The sequence below is a fragment of the Candidatus Accumulibacter necessarius genome (assembly GCF_036625085.1).
Window position 1 is genome coordinate 41391 of sequence record NZ_JAZKUM010000016.1, and the last position, 16071, is coordinate 57461.

At 66.3% G+C, this 16071-nt stretch carries 11 protein-coding genes and 5 pseudogenes; 8 read left to right on the forward strand and 8 right to left on the reverse strand.

The genetic code is table 11. The annotated features are described in order from the left end of the window. Positions 1-3: 3 nt before the first annotated feature. From V5B44_RS25770 to V5B44_RS25780, 3 genes and pseudogenes are all read right to left on the reverse strand, one after another. Positions 4-159, reverse strand: a pseudogene (locus V5B44_RS25770) (FAD-dependent oxidoreductase); the annotation flags it as partial. Positions 160-221: 62 nt separating this feature from the next. After that, the gene (locus tag V5B44_RS25775; RefSeq protein ID WP_332362160.1) at positions 222-1043 is read right to left on the reverse strand and encodes a PEP-CTERM sorting domain-containing protein; all 822 of its coding nucleotides are present in this window, start codon (positions 1041-1043) and stop codon (positions 222-224) included. Positions 1044-1537: 494 nt separating this feature from the next. After that, the gene (locus V5B44_RS25780; RefSeq protein WP_332362162.1) at positions 1538-2671 is read right to left on the reverse strand and encodes an NAD(P)/FAD-dependent oxidoreductase; all 1134 of its coding nucleotides are present in this window, start codon (positions 2669-2671) and stop codon (positions 1538-1540) included. Positions 2672-2871: 200 nt separating this feature from the next. Between V5B44_RS25780 and V5B44_RS25785 the strand changes: the two genes are divergently transcribed. The 4 genes from V5B44_RS25785 to V5B44_RS25800 are packed head-to-tail and all read left to right on the forward strand — an operon-like array spanning position 2872 to position 4916. Then, the gene (locus V5B44_RS25785) at positions 2872-3453 is read left to right on the forward strand and encodes a DUF1415 domain-containing protein (RefSeq protein WP_332362164.1); all 582 of its coding nucleotides are present in this window, start codon (positions 2872-2874) and stop codon (positions 3451-3453) included. 6 nt (positions 3454-3459) lie between these two features. Beyond that, positions 3460-3876 (forward strand): alternative ribosome rescue aminoacyl-tRNA hydrolase ArfB, encoded by a 417-nt coding sequence (arfB, locus tag V5B44_RS25790; protein WP_332362166.1) that lies wholly within the window; start codon positions 3460-3462, stop codon positions 3874-3876. Positions 3877-3931: 55 nt separating this feature from the next. After that, positions 3932-4480: a DUF924 family protein gene (locus tag V5B44_RS25795; protein ID WP_332362168.1), complete on the forward strand. Its 549-nt coding sequence runs from the start codon at positions 3932-3934 to the stop codon at positions 4478-4480. A gap of 22 nt (positions 4481-4502) precedes the next feature. After that, positions 4503-4916, forward strand: coding sequence for a secondary thiamine-phosphate synthase enzyme YjbQ (locus tag V5B44_RS25800; protein WP_332362170.1), 414 nt, complete (start codon positions 4503-4505; stop codon positions 4914-4916). A gap of 69 nt (positions 4917-4985) precedes the next feature. On the opposite strand, the gene chrA is transcribed toward V5B44_RS25800, so the two are convergent. Continuing rightward, complete coding sequence (gene chrA, locus V5B44_RS25805) at positions 4986-6206, reverse strand: chromate efflux transporter (protein WP_332362172.1); 1221 nt, start codon at positions 6204-6206, stop codon at positions 4986-4988. 170 nt (positions 6207-6376) lie between these two features. Here chrA and V5B44_RS25810 point away from each other — a divergent pair. The 3 genes and pseudogenes from V5B44_RS25810 to V5B44_RS25820 form a co-directional block, all read left to right on the forward strand. Further along, positions 6377-7246, forward strand: a pseudogene (locus V5B44_RS25810) (NAD(P)-dependent oxidoreductase); the annotation flags it as partial. Between the two features lie 13 nt (positions 7247-7259). Continuing rightward, positions 7260-8138, forward strand: a pseudogene (locus tag V5B44_RS25815) (NAD(P)-dependent oxidoreductase). Then, positions 8135-8944: an LEA type 2 family protein gene (locus V5B44_RS25820; RefSeq protein WP_332362175.1), complete on the forward strand. Its 810-nt coding sequence runs from the start codon at positions 8135-8137 to the stop codon at positions 8942-8944. The pseudogene V5B44_RS25815 and the gene V5B44_RS25820 overlap by 4 nt, the downstream one beginning before the upstream one ends. A 166-nt stretch (positions 8945-9110) precedes the next feature. On the opposite strand, the pseudogene V5B44_RS25825 reads toward V5B44_RS25820, so the two are convergent. Both V5B44_RS25825 and V5B44_RS25830 read right to left on the reverse strand, forming a co-directional pair. Next, positions 9111-11894 (reverse strand): annotated as a pseudogene (locus V5B44_RS25825) (Hsp70 family protein). Positions 11895-12066: 172 nt separating this feature from the next. Beyond that, positions 12067-13155: a calcium:proton antiporter gene (locus tag V5B44_RS25830; protein WP_332362177.1), complete on the reverse strand. Its 1089-nt coding sequence runs from the start codon at positions 13153-13155 to the stop codon at positions 12067-12069. A 244-nt stretch (positions 13156-13399) separates the two neighbouring features. On the opposite strand from V5B44_RS25830, the gene V5B44_RS25835 reads away from it, so the two are divergent. Beyond that, complete coding sequence (locus V5B44_RS25835; RefSeq protein WP_332362179.1) at positions 13400-13672, forward strand: BrnT family toxin; 273 nt, start codon at positions 13400-13402, stop codon at positions 13670-13672. A 364-nt stretch (positions 13673-14036) separates the two neighbouring features. Here V5B44_RS25835 and V5B44_RS25840 read toward each other — a convergent pair. Together V5B44_RS25840 and V5B44_RS25845 are read right to left on the reverse strand one after the other, a co-directional pair. After that, positions 14037-15388, reverse strand: a pseudogene (locus V5B44_RS25840) (phosphatase PAP2/dual specificity phosphatase family protein). A gap of 14 nt (positions 15389-15402) precedes the next feature. Beyond that, positions 15403-16053 carry a class I SAM-dependent methyltransferase family protein gene (locus tag V5B44_RS25845; protein WP_332362205.1) on the reverse strand — a complete coding sequence of 217 codons (651 nt, stop codon included), beginning with the start codon at positions 16051-16053 and terminating at the stop codon, positions 15403-15405. Between the last annotated feature and the right edge of the window lie 18 nt (positions 16054-16071).

A 16071-nucleotide genomic window follows, 5' to 3' on the forward strand; every position in this document is an offset into this window, starting at 1 on the left:
GGGTCAGTTGGCCTGCAGCTCTGCGGCGACGTGGTCGGCGATCGCCAGCGACGTGGTTAACCCCGGCGATTCGATGCCGAAGAGGTTGACCAGGCCGGCAATGCCATGTTGCGCCGGGCCCTGGATCAGGAAAAACGTGTCTGCCGCCGGCTTGCCGGGTGCCCAACGGAAGCTACAAGCCCCGCGCTCGCGGGGCTTGTCTGACCACAATCCTGGAATCCTTACGTCGACCTGCGACGCCGCATTGCCGCCAGGCCAGCAAAGCCAAGACCAAGAAGCGCCAGCGATCCGGGCTCCGGTACCTCGTTGTCGCCACCGCCGGCCACGAAGCAGATGATGTCCTCGATCGCCTTCTGAACATTGTCTCCGCTGCCCAATTTCAGATACGCCCCGCCGGTGTCGCCATAGCTGGTTCCACCGACCGTTCCACCAATCGCCATCGCCTTGAACAGATCCTCGACGCCCGCATAGGGGTCGTCGGTCACCCAGGAGATCAGGAACACGTTCTTGGCGATAGCGGCGTCGTTTGCCACTTTGGCAGCCGTGTAATCCGCTGCGTTCACGGGTTCGCCGTTCTCGGTACCCTCGTCGCCGATTGTGACAATGCCCTTGAAGTACTTCTGAGCACCGACGGCGTCATTGTTCCACTCATAATGTGCGACGAGGTCCGTGACCGCCGGACCGTTGTCCTCTGAACTGTTGCTTACCGGCGTTTGTCCCTTGCCTGTCACGTATGAGGCTACGTTCTCGTTGAACACCGCCCCCGAATTGCCGGTGATGCCCATGAAACGTGCACGCACGTAGCAGTCGATGTCCTTGCAGCTAAGGTTCCTGACCGCAGCTGTCGCTGCGGTGCCAATGGCGGCAATGTCGTCGGACATGCTGCCGCTGGTATCGATCACGAACACGATGTCGACGATGCTATCGGCGGAAGCCTTGTCCACGGCGTCACCCCCGATGATCAGAGATGCGTTGGCCGATCCTGCTGTCAATCCGGCAACCACTCCTGCGACTGCCAGACCCTTGCGGACTATTGATTTCATTTTTTTCCTTTCTTGAACTGTGAATGGCTCTTGCCAAGCCTAACCTGAAAAACCTGCACGCTGCCGCGCACACAATGATCAAAGCACGCTCCGTGCCATGTAAGCCAACCCGTTCAATTAAAAGGGGATGGTGAGTTTTCTTGAGGCTGCGTGGCGCCTGCGTGTAAGAAAGGTCGACACCTGGAGACGGTCCCGGCGACATCAACCCATCGGGAGCCTCGCATCCGTTCCGGTTCTCGCTAGAGATCTTGGATGCGATACCGTCCTTGCCCCGAGGTCCCGGCGCCAGGCGGTGTGGGACGGAGAACCGCGTCGGACTCGTTTGCCAGCAGGACCGGTTTGCCGGCGATCAGCCGGTTGGCCCGGCAGTACGTGCTGCGGGTCAGGAATTTCGGGGCGTTACCGGGGCGACAGCGATCCGGCAAGTGTCTGCCGTTTCACGAAGTCAAACGGATGAAGCAGGATGGTGATGTTGAAGTACCGCGCGCATCGGGTCAGTTGGCCTGCAGTTCTGCGGCGACATAGTCGGCGATCGCCAGCGACGCGGTCAAGCCCGGCGACTCGATGCCGAAGAGGTTGACCAGGCCGGCAATGCCATGTTGCGCCGGGCCCTGGATCAGGAAGTCGGCGGGCGGGTCCGAACGGCCGCAGAGTTTCGGGCGGATGCCGGCGTAGGCCGGCGCCAGCGCCGCGTCAGGCAGCCCTGGCCAGTAGCGGCGGATCTCGGCGTAGAAGGCCCGGGCGCGCGCCGGGTCGACGTGGTAATCGAGGCGACCGAGTGGCCGCCCCGGGGTGGGCTCCGGCAGCCACTCGACGTCCGGGCCGAAACGGGCCTGCCCGCCCAGATCAAGGGTCAGGTGCACGCCCAGGCCGCCCGTTTCAGGCAGCGGATAGACCAGCCGCGAGAAAGGCGAGCGACCGGCGAGCGCGTAGTAGTTGCCCTTGGCGTGATGAGCTGCCGGTATCCGGCCGGCCGGAAAGCCGGCGAGCGAGGCGGCGACTTCCGGGGCCCAGAGACCGGCGGCGTTGATCAGCATCGCCGTCCGGAAGCGCAGGCTTTCGCCGCCGCCGCTTTCCAGGATGAAGCCGGCCGGTTCGATCGAGCCACGTTGCAGCGGACAGCGCAGAGCCAGGGAAGCGCCATCGCGCTCGGCGTCGCCGAGCAGTGCCAGCATCAGCCCATGGCTGTCGATGATCCCTGTGGACGGTGAAAGCAGGGCCGCGGTGCACGCCAGCTCGGGTTCGAGGGCGCGCGCTTCGGCGGCACTCAGCAAGCGCAGGTCGTCAACTCCGTTTAGCTGGCCCTGCTGCTGCAGGGCCAGTTGCTTGCCCTCCTGCGCGGCGCTGGTGGCGACGATGAGCTTGCCACAGCGCCGGTGGCTGACGCCGTGGGTGCTGCAGAAGTCGTAGAGCTGCCGGCGGCCGGCCACACACAGCGCTGCCTTGAGCGATCCCGAGGGGTAGTAGAGACCGGCGTGGATGACCTCGCTGCTGCGGGCGCTGGTTTCGCTGCCGAAGGTGTCGTTGCGCTCGAGAATGACCGTCTCGATACCTCGCCGTGCGAGCGCGCGGGCGCAGGCCAGCCCGACCACACCGGCACCGATGACGACCGCTGCAACACTTTCCATGACTCCCTCCCGAGACAGATGGCGCATTGTAAACCCAGCCCGCCGGGTTCGACCGGCGGGGCGGCACGGCCGCAGGCGTCTCTGCCGTGCTTTGCCTCCGGCGGCGCTAGTCGCTACACTGGTGATCATCGCCGCTCAACCGCCAGAGCCGCCCCACCGCTAGAGCCGCCCCACCGCCAGATCCGCCGGATTTCCGGACCATGACCGCCGACAAGACGACGCCCAGCCACGATCAAGTCATCGCCGCCACTCGCCTATGGCTGCAGCGGGCCGTGATCGGCCTCAACCTCTGTCCCTTTGCCAAGGGCGTTCATGGCAAGGGGCTGGTGCGCTACGTGGTGAGCGATGCGCAGGATGAGGAGGAGTTGCTCGGCGATCTCGAGCGCGAGCTGCAGGTCCTGCTTGCGGCACCGCCCGAGGAGGTCGATACGACGCTGCTGATCCACCCCATGGCGCTCATTGCGTTCACTGACTTCGTGCGCTTTCTCGATCTCGTCGAGGTGGTGCTGCGGACGCAGCGGCTGCAGGGCGTGCTGCAGGTCGCCAGTTTTCACCCGGATTACGTGTTTGCCGACAGCGAAGTGGACGACATCACCAACTTTACCAACCGCTCGCCCTTCCCGACCCTGCACCTGCTGCGCGAGGCCAGCCTCGACCGCGCGGTGGCCGCTTTCCCCGAGGCTGCTGCGATCTACGAGCGCAACATGCAAACCCTCAGGGAACTGGGCCACGCCGGCTGGCGTGAGCTGGGCGTCGGCGCACCGTCGGACATCAAGGAATAGTCGCCGATGCCTGTGTTTTCGCCAAGAATCGAGCTGCGTGAGGACGAGGTCGAGTTGACCGCCATTCGCGCGCAGGGGGCGGGTGGCCAGAACGTCAACAAGGTATCGAACGCCATTCACCTGCGCTTCGACATCCCTGCCTCGTCGCTGCGTGAGGAACTCAAGGCGCGCCTGCTGCAGCGCCGCGATCAGCGCATCAGTGCCGATGGGGTCGTGATCATCAAGGCGCAGGCGCATCGCAGCCTCGAGCGCAATCGCGTCGACGCGCTGGTCCGCCTGCGCGAGCTGATTGCCCAGGCCGCCTTCACGCCGGTGCCACGGCGGGCGACCAAGGCGACCCGCGCATCGCAGGTGCGGCGCGTTGATAGCAAGGTCAGGCGGGGCGCAGTGAAACTGCTGCGAGCGCGGGTCATCGAACAGTGATGATGGCGAGTTTGACGATGTCCGCCGTCTGCGGCGCGACGGAAAGAGCGTTTCGATGACACCTGCGGACGTTCTTGGCTTCTGGTTCGAGGAGACGAGCCCCGCGCAATGGTGGGCGAAATCGGACGTTTTCGACCGCGTGGTCGAGACACGTTTCGGCGCGCTGCATGCCGCAGCGGTGCGCGGCGAGTTGTACGACTGGCGCCGGGGTGCCGCTGCGGCCGATGGTCGGCTGGCCGAGATCATTGTCCTCGACCAGTTCTCGCGAAACCTCTTCCGCGATCGTCCCGAGGCTTTTGCCGCCGACGGCATGGCCCTGGTGCTTGCCCAGGAAGCGGTTGCCGCCGGCCTGGACCGCGTCCTCGATCCGGGGCGGCGAGCTTTTCTCTATCTCCCGTACATGCACAGCGAGTCGGCCCTGATCCACGCCTTGGCGGTCACGCTGTTCGCGGCCGAGGGCATGGAGCGAAACCTCGACTTCGAACGTCGCCACCAGGCGATCATCGAGCGCTTCGGGCGCTACCCGCACCGCAATGCCATTCTCGGTCGCCAGTCGACGGCGGCCGAACTCGAATTTCTCAAGACGCCGGGGTCGGCCTTCTAGGCGACCGGCAAAGGAGCGACCCATGGCTTATCAGCAAACGCTTGACGTTCATAGTCGCGGTCGCGGCACGATCGAGATCACCGACGAGGTGGCGCGGATTGTTCGCGCGGCAGGGGTTGCGATCGGTCTGGTCAACGTCTTTGTCCAGCATACCAGCTGCTCGGTGGTGCTGACCGAGAACGCCGATCCGTCGGTGCGTCGGGATCTGGAAACCCTCGCCGCCCGCTGGGCGCCCGACGGCGATCCGGCCTATCACCACGACAACGAGGGCGACGACGACATGGCGGCGCACGGGCGGAACATCATCGCCGGTTCTTCGTTGACGGTGCCTGTCGGCAACGGCGAGATGCGCCTCGGAACCTGGCAGGGGATCTATCTCTGGGAGCACCGGACGATATCGCATCGGCGCCGGGTGGTGGTCACGGTGATCGGCTGAAAACCGACCCGGAAGCCGACCGGTCGCTCGGCGCACCCGCGAGCGCCCGGTGGTGCAGCGGCGGGTGCTTCAGCGGACGACGCTGATCAGCCATCCGGCCAGGCCGGTCGCCAGGACGACCAGCCAGGGCGGCAGCTTCCAGAACATCAGGGCAACGAAGGCCAGCAGCGCCAGGCCGAAATCCTCCGGCCGGAAGATGGCACTGGTCCACACCGGTTGATACAGGGCCGCGAGGAGCAGGCCGACGACCGCCGCATTGACGCCGGCGAGCGCGGCCTGGGTGCGAACGCTGCGGCGCAGCTGTTCCCAGAAGGGCAGCACCCCGGCGACAAGAAGGAACGAGGGGATGAAGATGGCGACAAGACAGAGCAGGCCGCCAATCCAGCCACTGGGCGCGGTATTAATCGATGCCCCGAGGAACGCGGCAAAGGTGAACAGCGGGCCGGGCACGGCCTGTGCGGCACCATAGCCGGCCAGGAAGGTTTCGTTTGTCAGCCAACCGCTGGGCACGACCTCGGCCTGCAGAAGCGGCAGCACGACGTGTCCGCCGCCAAAGACCAGCGCGCCGGCGCGGAAAAAGGCGTCAGTCAGCGCCAGGGCCTGGCTCGGCCAGATGCGGAGAAGAATCGGCAGAGCGATCAGCAGGACAGCGAAAAGTACCAGCAGCGCGGCCGCCAGGCGACGATTGACGGCAATCGGCAATGGATCGTGGCTTGCATCCTGGACGGGTTTGAACACGAGCCAGCCGACGACGGCCGCGCCGGTGATCATGCCCACCTGTCCCCAGGTGGTCGGCCAGAGCAGAGTCACGCAGGCAGCGACTGCGGCGATTGTGACGCGCGTGCTGTCAGTGCACAGATTGCACGCCATGCCCCATACCGCCTGCGCGACGACCGCCACGGCGACGACCTTCAAACCGTGCAGCGCACCGGCGGGCAGGGCGTTGCCCCAGCTCGCAACGCCGATGGCGAAGAGGATCAGGGCGATCGCCGAGGGGAGGGTGAATCCTGCCCAGGCCGCCAGAGCGCCGGGGAACCCGGCGCGCGACAGCCCGATCGCCATGCCCACCTGACTGCTGGCGGGGCCGGGCAGGAATTGGCAGAGGGCAACCAGGTCGGCGTAGCTGCGCTCACCGAGCCAGCGCCGGCGAGTGACAAACTCGTCGCGGAAGTATCCGAGGTGTGCAATCGGCCCGCCGAACGACGTCAGTCCCAGGCGAAGGAAGACCAGGAAAACCGTCCACGCACCGACAGGCGGGTTTGTTGCCCGGTCATTATCGGCTGATCCCATGCGATGAACCCTCTGCAGCGAAAGATGCCGATGATAACCGGAAGCCCTTGAACAAAGTCCGGCGGGCGGTTTCGTCGGCGACCGCCGGCCGCATGATGTCATCGACTTGGGGCGCTGTGGCAAGGTACACTCCGACGCTTGATTGTCACGCTGCGGCGAGGGGAAGAGCAATGAAAATCGGATTCATCGGTCTGGGTATCATGGGGCGCCCGATGGCGCTGAACCTGTTGCGCGGTGGCCACCCGATCACGGTCTGGGCGCGCCGTGCGGAGTCGATGCAACCCCTGCTCGACGCCGGCGCGGTTGCTGCGGCGAGTCCGGCTGCGCTGGCGGCGGTGGTTGATTTGGTGATCTCGATGGTCGCCGATGCGCCCGATGTCGAACAGGTGATGCTCGGCGAGCAGGGGGTGGCGAGCGCCGGCAGGGCCGGGCAGGTGGCCGTCGACATGAGCACGATCCGGCCGGCAGCCGCGCGCGACATCGCCGCCCGCCTGCTTGACAAAGGCATCGATTTCCTCGATGCCCCGGTTTCCGGTGGCGAGGTGGGCGCGGTTGCCGGGACGCTGTCGATCATGGTCGGCGGCAGCGAGGCCGCTTTCGCGACCGCGCGCCCGGCTTTTGCCTGCATGGGCAAGAACATCGTGCATGTCGGCGATTCGGGTGCCGGGCAGGTGGCCAAGGCGGCCAACCAGATCGTCACCGGGGTCGGCGTGCTGACCGTTGCCGAGGCGCTCAACTTCGCGGCCAAAAGCGGGGTCGACCCGGCCCGGGTGCGCGAGGCGCTGCTCGGCGGTTTCGCCTATTCGAAGATTCTCGAGAATCACGGCCAGCGCATGCTCGACCGCAACTTCAAGCCCGGCTTCAAGTCCTGGATGCATCAGAAGGACATGAACATCGTCATGCAGAGCGCGCACGAGCTGGGCCTGTGCCTGCCAGTGTCGGCGGCGACGGCCCAGATGTACAACGCGATGGTCGGCTCGGGTCTCGGCGAGGAGGATTCGATTGCCATTCTCAAGCTGCTCGAGCGCCTGTCTGTCGGCGTGGAGAGAACTGATGCAGCTTGGCTTCATCGGCCTCGGCGTGATGGGCCGGCCGATGGCGCTGCATCTGCTGCGCGCCGGGCATCAGGTGGCGGTCTGGGCGCGGCACTCGGCATCATGCCGGCCCTTGCTCGAAGCCGGCGCGTTGTCAGCTGTGGCAGCGCGGCGGCGGTCGCCCGGCGTTCCGAGGTGGTGTTCACGGTCATTACCGCCGGATCCGACGTCGAGCAGGTGACCTTCGGCGCGGACGGCCTGGCCGAAGGGTTTGCCGCCGGCTCGATCCTGGTCGACATGAGCACCATCGCGCCGGAAATGGCGCGCTCGCTGGCGCAGCGTCTGTCGCTGCACGGCGTCGACATGCTCGATGCGCCGGTTTCCGGCGGTGAGCAGGGCGCCATCGCCGCGACGCTGGCGATCATGGTCGGCGGCCAGGCGGCGGTGCTCGAGCGCGTGCGGCCGCTCCTCGACTGCTGGGCAGGAAGATCGTGCATGTCGGTGACAGCGGCGCCGGGCAGGTGGCCAAGGCGTGCAATCAGATGGTGATGGTCGCCGCCATTCAGGCGGTTGCCGAGGCGCTGCACTTCAGTCGTGCGGCCGGTGCCGATCCGGCCAGGGTGCGGCAGGCACTGGCCGGTGGCTCGGCCGGCAGCCGGGTGCTCGAAGTGATGGGCAGGAAAATGGTTGAGCGCGACTTTGACGCCGGCGTCGAAGCACGCCTGCATCACAAGGACTACGCCGCATCGTGATCGCCGAAGCGCATCGTCTCGGCGTGCCGCTGCCGGTTTCCGGCCAGGTTGGCCAGCAGCTCAATGCCTTGATGGCCATGGGCTGGGGGTCGTCCGACACGGCAACCCTGTTGCGGGTTCTCGAAGCTGGGAGGCAAAGCCGGTGAGACGAGGTCTGGTCATCCTGTCGATTGCCTTGTTGAGCGCTTGTGCCGGTCTTGGCGGCCTGTCGCAGAAGCCCGAAGTCAGCGTGGCCGGCCTGAAACTGGTGCAGGTCGGCGTGTTCGAACAACGCTTCATTCTCAAGTTGCGCGTCCAGAACCCCAACGATGTGGAATTGCGGATCAACGGCCTCAGTGTCGAAGTCGAATTCAACGGACAGCCATTCATTACCGGCCTGTCGGACAAGGGCGTGACCGTCCCGCGTTTCGGCGAAGCGGTACTCGAGGTGATGGCCACCAGCACCCTGGGGAGCGCGCTGAAACAGTTGCGCGAGTTGCAGAAGGGTGGCCGCGAGCGTATCGACTACCGGATCGTCGGCCGTCATCAACCTCTCCGGGATCGGCACTGTGCCCTTCGAGCGACGCGGCGATCTGCAGATGCCGGCGGTCGTCAGTCCATTGCGCAAGCCCTTGCCTCCCGGGACCCAGGGAACGTGAGGACTGGCATCCCGGTGCCTGACTGGCGGCTCTCCGGGTGGGTGCCCGATTGGCGGACAGCGCGTCCGCCGCCTGGGGCCAGCGAGGCTGGTGGACGGCAGTCCCGGCTCCGGGGCAGCCCCGCCTGGAAATCAGTCGACAGGAATGATCAGCTTGTCCCAGCCGGAACCATTGTCGTCGCTGTTGGGTCTGCCGCGACGGGCGAGCATGGCGAGACGCGTTTCGACGTCGGCGATGGACTCCCTGGTGACGTTAAGTGTGCGGCGCTCGGTGCCGCAGCGGCGTTCTGCCATGCCAGCCGGTGGCCCGGATGAACTCTGGCGTCGATCGGTTCCTCGTTGCGCGTGCATTGCTCACTCCTCGAAAATCATCACCTGCTTCGGGGGGCGCCAGCCGGGCGACACGGGTTTGGCAACCCTGGTGATCCTGTGTCCGGCCACAGCGCGATAGTGTCTCACAAGGGAGGACAGAGCGGGCTGTTTACGATGCCCTGTTTTCGCCGATCAGCCGCAGCCCGGCCGGCAGGGACTCGCCAAACGCACGGCGTTCATCGGCCTTGTCGAGTTCGATCACGGTCCTTACCTGGGCGACCCAGCTGGCGCTGGCGTTGATCGTTGCCAGGCGGGCCAGCGTCGCTTCGCGCGCGTCTTCCGGCAGGTCGCGCGTGCGGTCGCCGGTCAGGCGGGCGATCTGCGTGGCAGCGAAAGCGGCCGGCTCGACCTTCTTCCAGTCGCTCGCGAGCACGGCTTCCAGCCAGCGGCAGGCGACCTCGGGCGGTACCACCTGGTGGGCGCTGCCGTAGAGCGACTGGCGCGCGCCGAGGCGGCCGAGCGCCCACCAGCCAAGCGGCTTCTCCGAAGCCTTGCGCAGCCGCTCGAGCAGCCAGTCGCCGACCTCGACCTTGCGCTCGATCGGCAGCCTTTCGAGTGAGGCGACCAGCCGCAGCATGTCGTCGTGGCTGCCGGCAATGGCTGCTGGCAGGCGGCTGCGGGTTTTCGTCGGCTCGCTGCGCAACCAGGGAGCGAGTTCGGCGAGGAGTTTTTCCTGGATGCGGGGCGGCAGGCCACCGGCGGCGCGCCGCCAGAGCGTCCACCATTCCGACCAGTTCTGGCTTTCGTTGACGTACTGGATCCCCTGCGGAAGAATCTCGCACAGCTGTTCTATCCGCCACTCATCGAGCGCATCGCCGAGACCCGGGCGGAGGCAGAAGCCGGCGAGGTTGAGCCACAGCCGTTCGTGCTCCGGCGAGCGCCGCCGACGCCGTGCGCGCTGCATCAGGGCGTCGAAGAGCGCGCGCAGCACGGGCATCTCCCATTCGTCGCGCTTGCCGAGCAGATGCTCGAGCTGACCACGCAGGCGCCGGACCTCCTTGCTGTCCACCGGCTGCGAGCTGGATCCGAAGATACGTTCGACCCACTGCACGGCGTCGGCAAAGCGTGCCGGCAGAGTCGGCGATGCCAGCGCTTCGCTGGCGCCCTCGCCGCGCAACTGGAACTCGAGCAACCAGCGGCGAGCGGCATCCTCGCTGCTGACGCAGTGCAGCTCGAGGGTGCCGACTTCGGTCATCGAGGTGGTCAGTTGCACCCGCACCTCGCGCTGGCTGCTGCCGGCCGGCGCCTGGACGACGGTGGCGATCGGCGGCAGGCGGACGAATTCGTCTTCGTCAAGCGTCGCGATCTGGCCCGGGAGGTAACTCGTATCGGCCACCGACGACGCCAGGTGGAAGCGCACCGGTTGCCCCAGGCGCAAACTGAAGCGTCGCTCGGGCAGCGGGATTTCGTGCCCTTCCTCGCTGCCGCGCGGCAGCAGGCAGATGCCGCGCCGCGGCTGCGCTTGCTCCTCGAGCACCAGAAAGTAGCTGCGCGCCGAGCCGCCACCGATTCGTCGCCCGTGACCCTGGCGAACGAGCGCGTAAGCGACCGCCCCACGCGCGACGGCGACATCGGGATTCTCGTTGTGCAGAACCCGCAGCGCTGCGCCGCGCCAACTGGCGAGGGTTTGCTGCAGGCGCTCGGCGAGGGCATCGGCACGAAAAACTCCGCCATTGAGCAGCAGCGTATCGGGAACCGGCAGGCGGCCTCTCCTGCCGCTCGCCGGTGTCGGCCAGCGCCTGGCGCGCTGCTGCGCGTGTCGTCGGAGGAAGGCGGCGACATGGCGGGTGATCGCCGGGTCGGCCGGGTAGGGCAGGCCGAACTCGACGATTGCGGCCCGCCGCTGCTGCAGCGGTTCATCGGGGGCGACGCGCGGAAAGAAGCCATCGACGAGGACCTGCCGCGACTTCATCGCGCTGCAGTTCGACCGTGCGGGCGCCGCCGATCAGCCGCGCGCCGCCACCCAGCAGCGTCAGCAATACGGCCTCCGGTGCGCCCGTCGTCAGCAACTGTTCCTTGGCGGCGCGGCAGCGCGCCGTCAGTTGCGAAAAGCGCGCCGCCGACAGACGGCCTTCGCTGGCTGGCAGCCGCGACTCGACGAGATGGGCGAGCGCGAGGTCCATGTTGTCGCCACCGAGCATCAGGTGATCGCCGACGCCGATGCGGGTGAGTACCGGCTCGCCGTCGGTGATCGCCACCTGGATCAGCGTCAGGTCGGTGGTGCCGCCGCCGACGTCGCAGACCAGCAGCAGTCGTGTTTCCGACGAGTTCCCCGGCGAGTTGCTGCTGATGACGGAACAGCCAGTCGTAGAACGCTGCCTGCGGTTCTTCGAGCAGGCGCAGATTGGGCAGGCCGGCCTGCGTGCGGCGGCCAGCGTCAGCGCGCGGGCGCCTTCGTCGAAGGAGGCGGGAACGGTCAGGATCACCTGCTGCTGCTCGAGCGGCGCTTTCGGAAAACGGTGCAGCCAGGCGGCGCGGACATGCGCCAGATAGCTGGCGCTGGCGCCGACCGGCGAGACCTTGGCGACCTCGTCTTCGGCGCCCCAGGGCAGGATCGGCGCCAGGCGGTCGACCGCGGCGTGCGACAGCCAGCTCTTGGCGCTGGCCACCAGCCGACCGGGAACCTGTGCCCCGAGGTCGAGCGCCAGGCGGCCGGTGACCAGCGGCTCGCCTTCCGCCGCCGTGCCCACGGCAGTTGCAGATCACCCGGGCTGATCTCGCCGGCGGCCGGATGGTAACGCACCGAAGGCAGCAGCGGTCGCGCCGCAACCTGGCCGGGACCGACCAGTTGCTCGATTTCGAACAGTTCGACCTGCTGCTTGCCGGGCGCGCTGTAGGCGACGACCGTATTGCTGGTGCCGAGATCGATGCCGACGATGTACGGTTTTCTCATTTTCTTCAGAGTGTGTCACAAAGACGGCTGCAGGAGGGATGAGCGATCGGGGGCGGCCGCCGCGAAAGGGACAGATGGCCGTTTGCCCGGCCAGGATCGCGCTCAGCTTCCGCCGGTGTGCTGACACTCATCCTCCCGGGCGCAGGTGCTTCATGGTCGCGTCGGCCTGGTGTCACGGGACCATCGCCAGAAAGACAAAGACTGCGAAGACCACCAGGTGAACCGCCCCCTGGAGGATTGTGGCACGGCCTCCGGACAGGGTCATTGAGGTCAGCAACAGCGTCAGCGCCAGCAGCGCCACCTCTTTGGCGGGCAGGCCAAGATCCAGCGGCAGATCAAGTGCGATGGCGGTCGCGGCGACTGCTGGAATGGTCAAGCCGATGGTGGCGAGCGTGGCGCCGAGCGCCAGGTTGAAGCTGGTCTGCATCCGGTCGCTGCGCGCTGCGCGGACGGCTGACATCGTTTCCGGCAGCAATACCATCATTGCGATGGCGATGCCCACCACGGCGTGCGGCATCCCCGCCGTATCGACCGCTGCCTGGATGGTTGGCGCCAGCACATTGGCGAGGCCGACGACGACGGCGAGAGAGACGAGCAGCAGGACCAGGCTGAGCAGCGCGGTGGCCACCGAGGGTGGGATCGCGTGACTGTCTTCGGCCGCCGCGTTTTCGGGCAGGAAATAGTCGCGATGCCGAATTGTCTGGACGAAAACGAAAACTCCCCACAGCACGAAGGAAACGACGCCGGCAAAGGCAAGTTGTGGCACCGAAAAGGTCGGCCCGGCCGTGGTCGAGGTGTAGCCGGGGAGCACCAGAGTCAGGGTGGTCAGGGTGGCCAGTACCGCCAGGGCAGGCGTGGTTCCCTCGACCCGGAAACCGATGGTCCGATGCCGGATGCTGCCCATCAGCAGGCAAAGACCGATGACGCCGTTGCAGACGATCATCACGGTCGCGAACACCGTGTCGCGTGCCAGAGTAGTGGCGTTCTCGCCGCCCGCCAGCATGATGGACACGATCAGCGACACCTCGATAATGGTGACTGCCACAGCCAGTACAAGTGATGCGAAGGGCTCGCCAACCCGGTGTGCGATCACTTCGGCGTGATGAACGGCAACCAGCACGGAGGCCAGCAAGGTGGAACCGGCAACGGCAGACAGCAACCATCCCTGGGCCAGCCCCCAGATCGCCGCGAGCAGGATGCACGCCGCCACCGGCACGATGACACTCCAGACAGGGACGCTGGCAAACACTCGACGGGTCATAGGAGGTATCCCAAGGTTGTCTTCAGCGCCGCGATGCACTGCGCCCGGAAGGAATGGCGTTCGGATCACTGATGGACATCGTTTGGCGTACAGGGGCGAGCTGTCGGGTGGCAGATGACGGATGCTTCAACGTAGATTGTGCGCTTCATGAAGGCACTTCTGGCTTAGAAAACGGTGGCCTGCAGGCCATTGTCTTGGTGCGGGCGGCTTGGCAAGAGGAAAGACTTTACCCCGGGATTGCCGCTTGCGCTACACAGGGGACAAAACCAGGCGGCAGGTGAAGAAGCGTGGACTGGATTTCGCCGATGCGGGAAAAGCCCTTGCCGGGCCTTTGCTACGGATCGATGATTCTCGAGTAGACCACGGCGAGCAGCGCATGATCGGCATCGGCCTTCTGGATTGCCCGGTGGTGTTGATCGTGCCTGTGGAATCCGACGAGGCAATCCGAATCATTTCCCTGCGCAAGGCGGACAGCAATGAAACGGATCTCTTCGATCAAAAGGCTGGCTACTTCTGACGACGCGCCGAAGCTCACGCCAGCGGACTTCGAGCGCGCCCGGCCGCGAATCGCCGGCAGGGAGGTCAGCCGCGCCGGGGGGTCTTTCTCATTGCCATCCCTGGGTCAAGGACCATCTGCAAGCAGCCAGGCTGGTATCGAAAGGTCGCGCCGTCGCTCCGTTCATCCCAGATTCCTCTGTCGGGCCTTGACCGGATTGGGTGAACGCCAGGATTGGTAAGGGTTTGCGGCCGTTTTTTGGCGACTGCGCCATAGTTCCTTTTGGGTGTCCTGGAAACGTTCGAAAAATCCAATCTTCATAGCAAGTTAGCCGCCATTCCTGGCTTCAGCTGATGAATCCAGGATCAACGACGTGATCCGCACTTCATGACGCAGCCCCGACGGTTGTTCCTGGCCTCGGGTACTGTTGTTGCCAGCGACAAAGCAAATCGACGTGCGCGCGACCGAGAACGACCGAAGGACGCGCTTTCTGCACCTGCGCAACGGCCTCGGCGGCCGATCTTGCCGCGCCCGCATGCCACAGGTACGCAGCGGCGACCAGTGCACTGCGGGCGAAACCCAGCGCGCAGCAGACCAGGACCGGTCCGGCCTGTCGATCTTCCTCAAGCGCCAGCACAGCCTGCTCGATCTCTGCGAGGCGCGGCATCACCAGATCGAGCATCGGCACCACCGTATGCCGAAGGCCCGGGGTTGGACACGGCAGTTCGGCGCAGAGATCGACGATTGCCGCCACCCCGAGCTGCTTCAGCCCGGCTGGCGTCGGCAGTCGCCCAAGCAGGATCCCTGGTGCGACGGGATCGGCGGCGGCGAGCCGGCGGGTCCACCAGCGGGAGTTCAGCCAGGCAGCAAGGAGATAGGGTGCAAACAGGCAGCGCACGGCAAATGGCATCGAGCCGTCGGCACGCTTCGCGAAGGATTCTGCGTCAAGAGAGAGATAAATGACGGCAACCAGTGCCAGCGAGCCCGCCGGCCAGAGCAGCCACAGCCAGGCACCGCCCGCGTCGGCCGCCAGCCAGCCAATGGCCAGGGCGGCGCCTGCGTAGGCCAATGCCAGTCGCTGCCGTGCTGCCTCGCGGCGCAGACGGGCATGGCGCAGCGGCGATGGGGCGTCGGTCGGGAAGAGCCAGACCGCGAAACAGCCCAGCCAGAGGCCGGTCGGGATATCGAAGAAGTGGTGCTGCCAGGTGGTCAGCACCGAGACCCCGATCAACAGGGCAACGGCATGGACGACGCCGTGCCAGGCGCGCGGCACGGCGCGCAGATAGGGTTCCAGGAGCACCACCAGCAGGGCAATGTGCAGCGATGGTGCCTGGTTGTAGGGCTGGTCGAAGCTCATCAGGAGAGCGAACAGCCAGCCGAAGGCGCCGGTGACCGCGCCCACGCTCGAAAGTGCAGCGCAGAGGGAAGAGGAGAAAGCAGCTCACGGCGATCAGCTGGCAGGCCAGCAGGCGCCAGCGCGTGGGTATCCAGCTGGCGCCGTGTCGAGCAGAGGAACAGCGAAACCCCGTAAAGCAGGTCGATCAGCCAGTAGGGCACGATCGTCCACGGCAGCAGCGGGATGTGGCGTTCCCAGGCGAAGAGGATGACGCCCACGTCGGACCGCTGACCGCTGACCCAGGTCGCGAAGCCGTAGCTGGCGAAGAAGAACGGGCCGAGGAGGAGCAGCCAGGCAAGCGCCCGCCGCCACGGACGGGCTTCGCCAACCGCGTCGGCCACGCTGCCGTCCAGGTTCAGAGCCGGCGGGCCAGCGAGACGGTGAACATGCCCCACTCGTCGATCCACTCCTCGATTTTCGCGAAACCCGCGGCGCGGACCAGTTCGTCCATCTCGGCCTGAGTCCGGCGTCGCATCACCCAGGCCCGCTGGTTGCGGTGGCTGGTCAGCGTGCGCGCGATCAGCTCGATCTGCGGATGCCAGGGTTGGCCAGTGTATACCAGGTAGCCACCCACGTTCATTGCGCCGGCCAGGCCATGTAGCGAGCGGCCGACCAGCTCGTTGTCGGAGAAGAGTTCGTAGAGGCCGGAAACGGTCACCAGGTTCGGCGCCGCATCCGGCGCCCCGAGTGTCGCGAGGGCGGCCTCGTCAAAGGCATCGCCCTGCTCGAAGCGGGCGATGTCGCCGAGCCGCCTTTCGCCGATCAGGGCGCGGCCCTGGGCGACATTCAGTTCGCTGAGGTCACGCAGAACGATCGATTGCGGGCGCTCGGGCAGTTGCGCGACGGCGTCCAGCACGTAACGGCCATGGCCGGCGGCGACATCGGCGATCCGCAGCTTCTCGCCGGCGGCCTGCAGCAGCTGCGCTGCCGTGGCAACCGCCCGCAGCAGGTGCTCCCGGCGGACGCGAACGCCCGCGCCAGCCGATCGAGTCGAGGTAGCCGCGATCGATCAGCTTGCCGATCA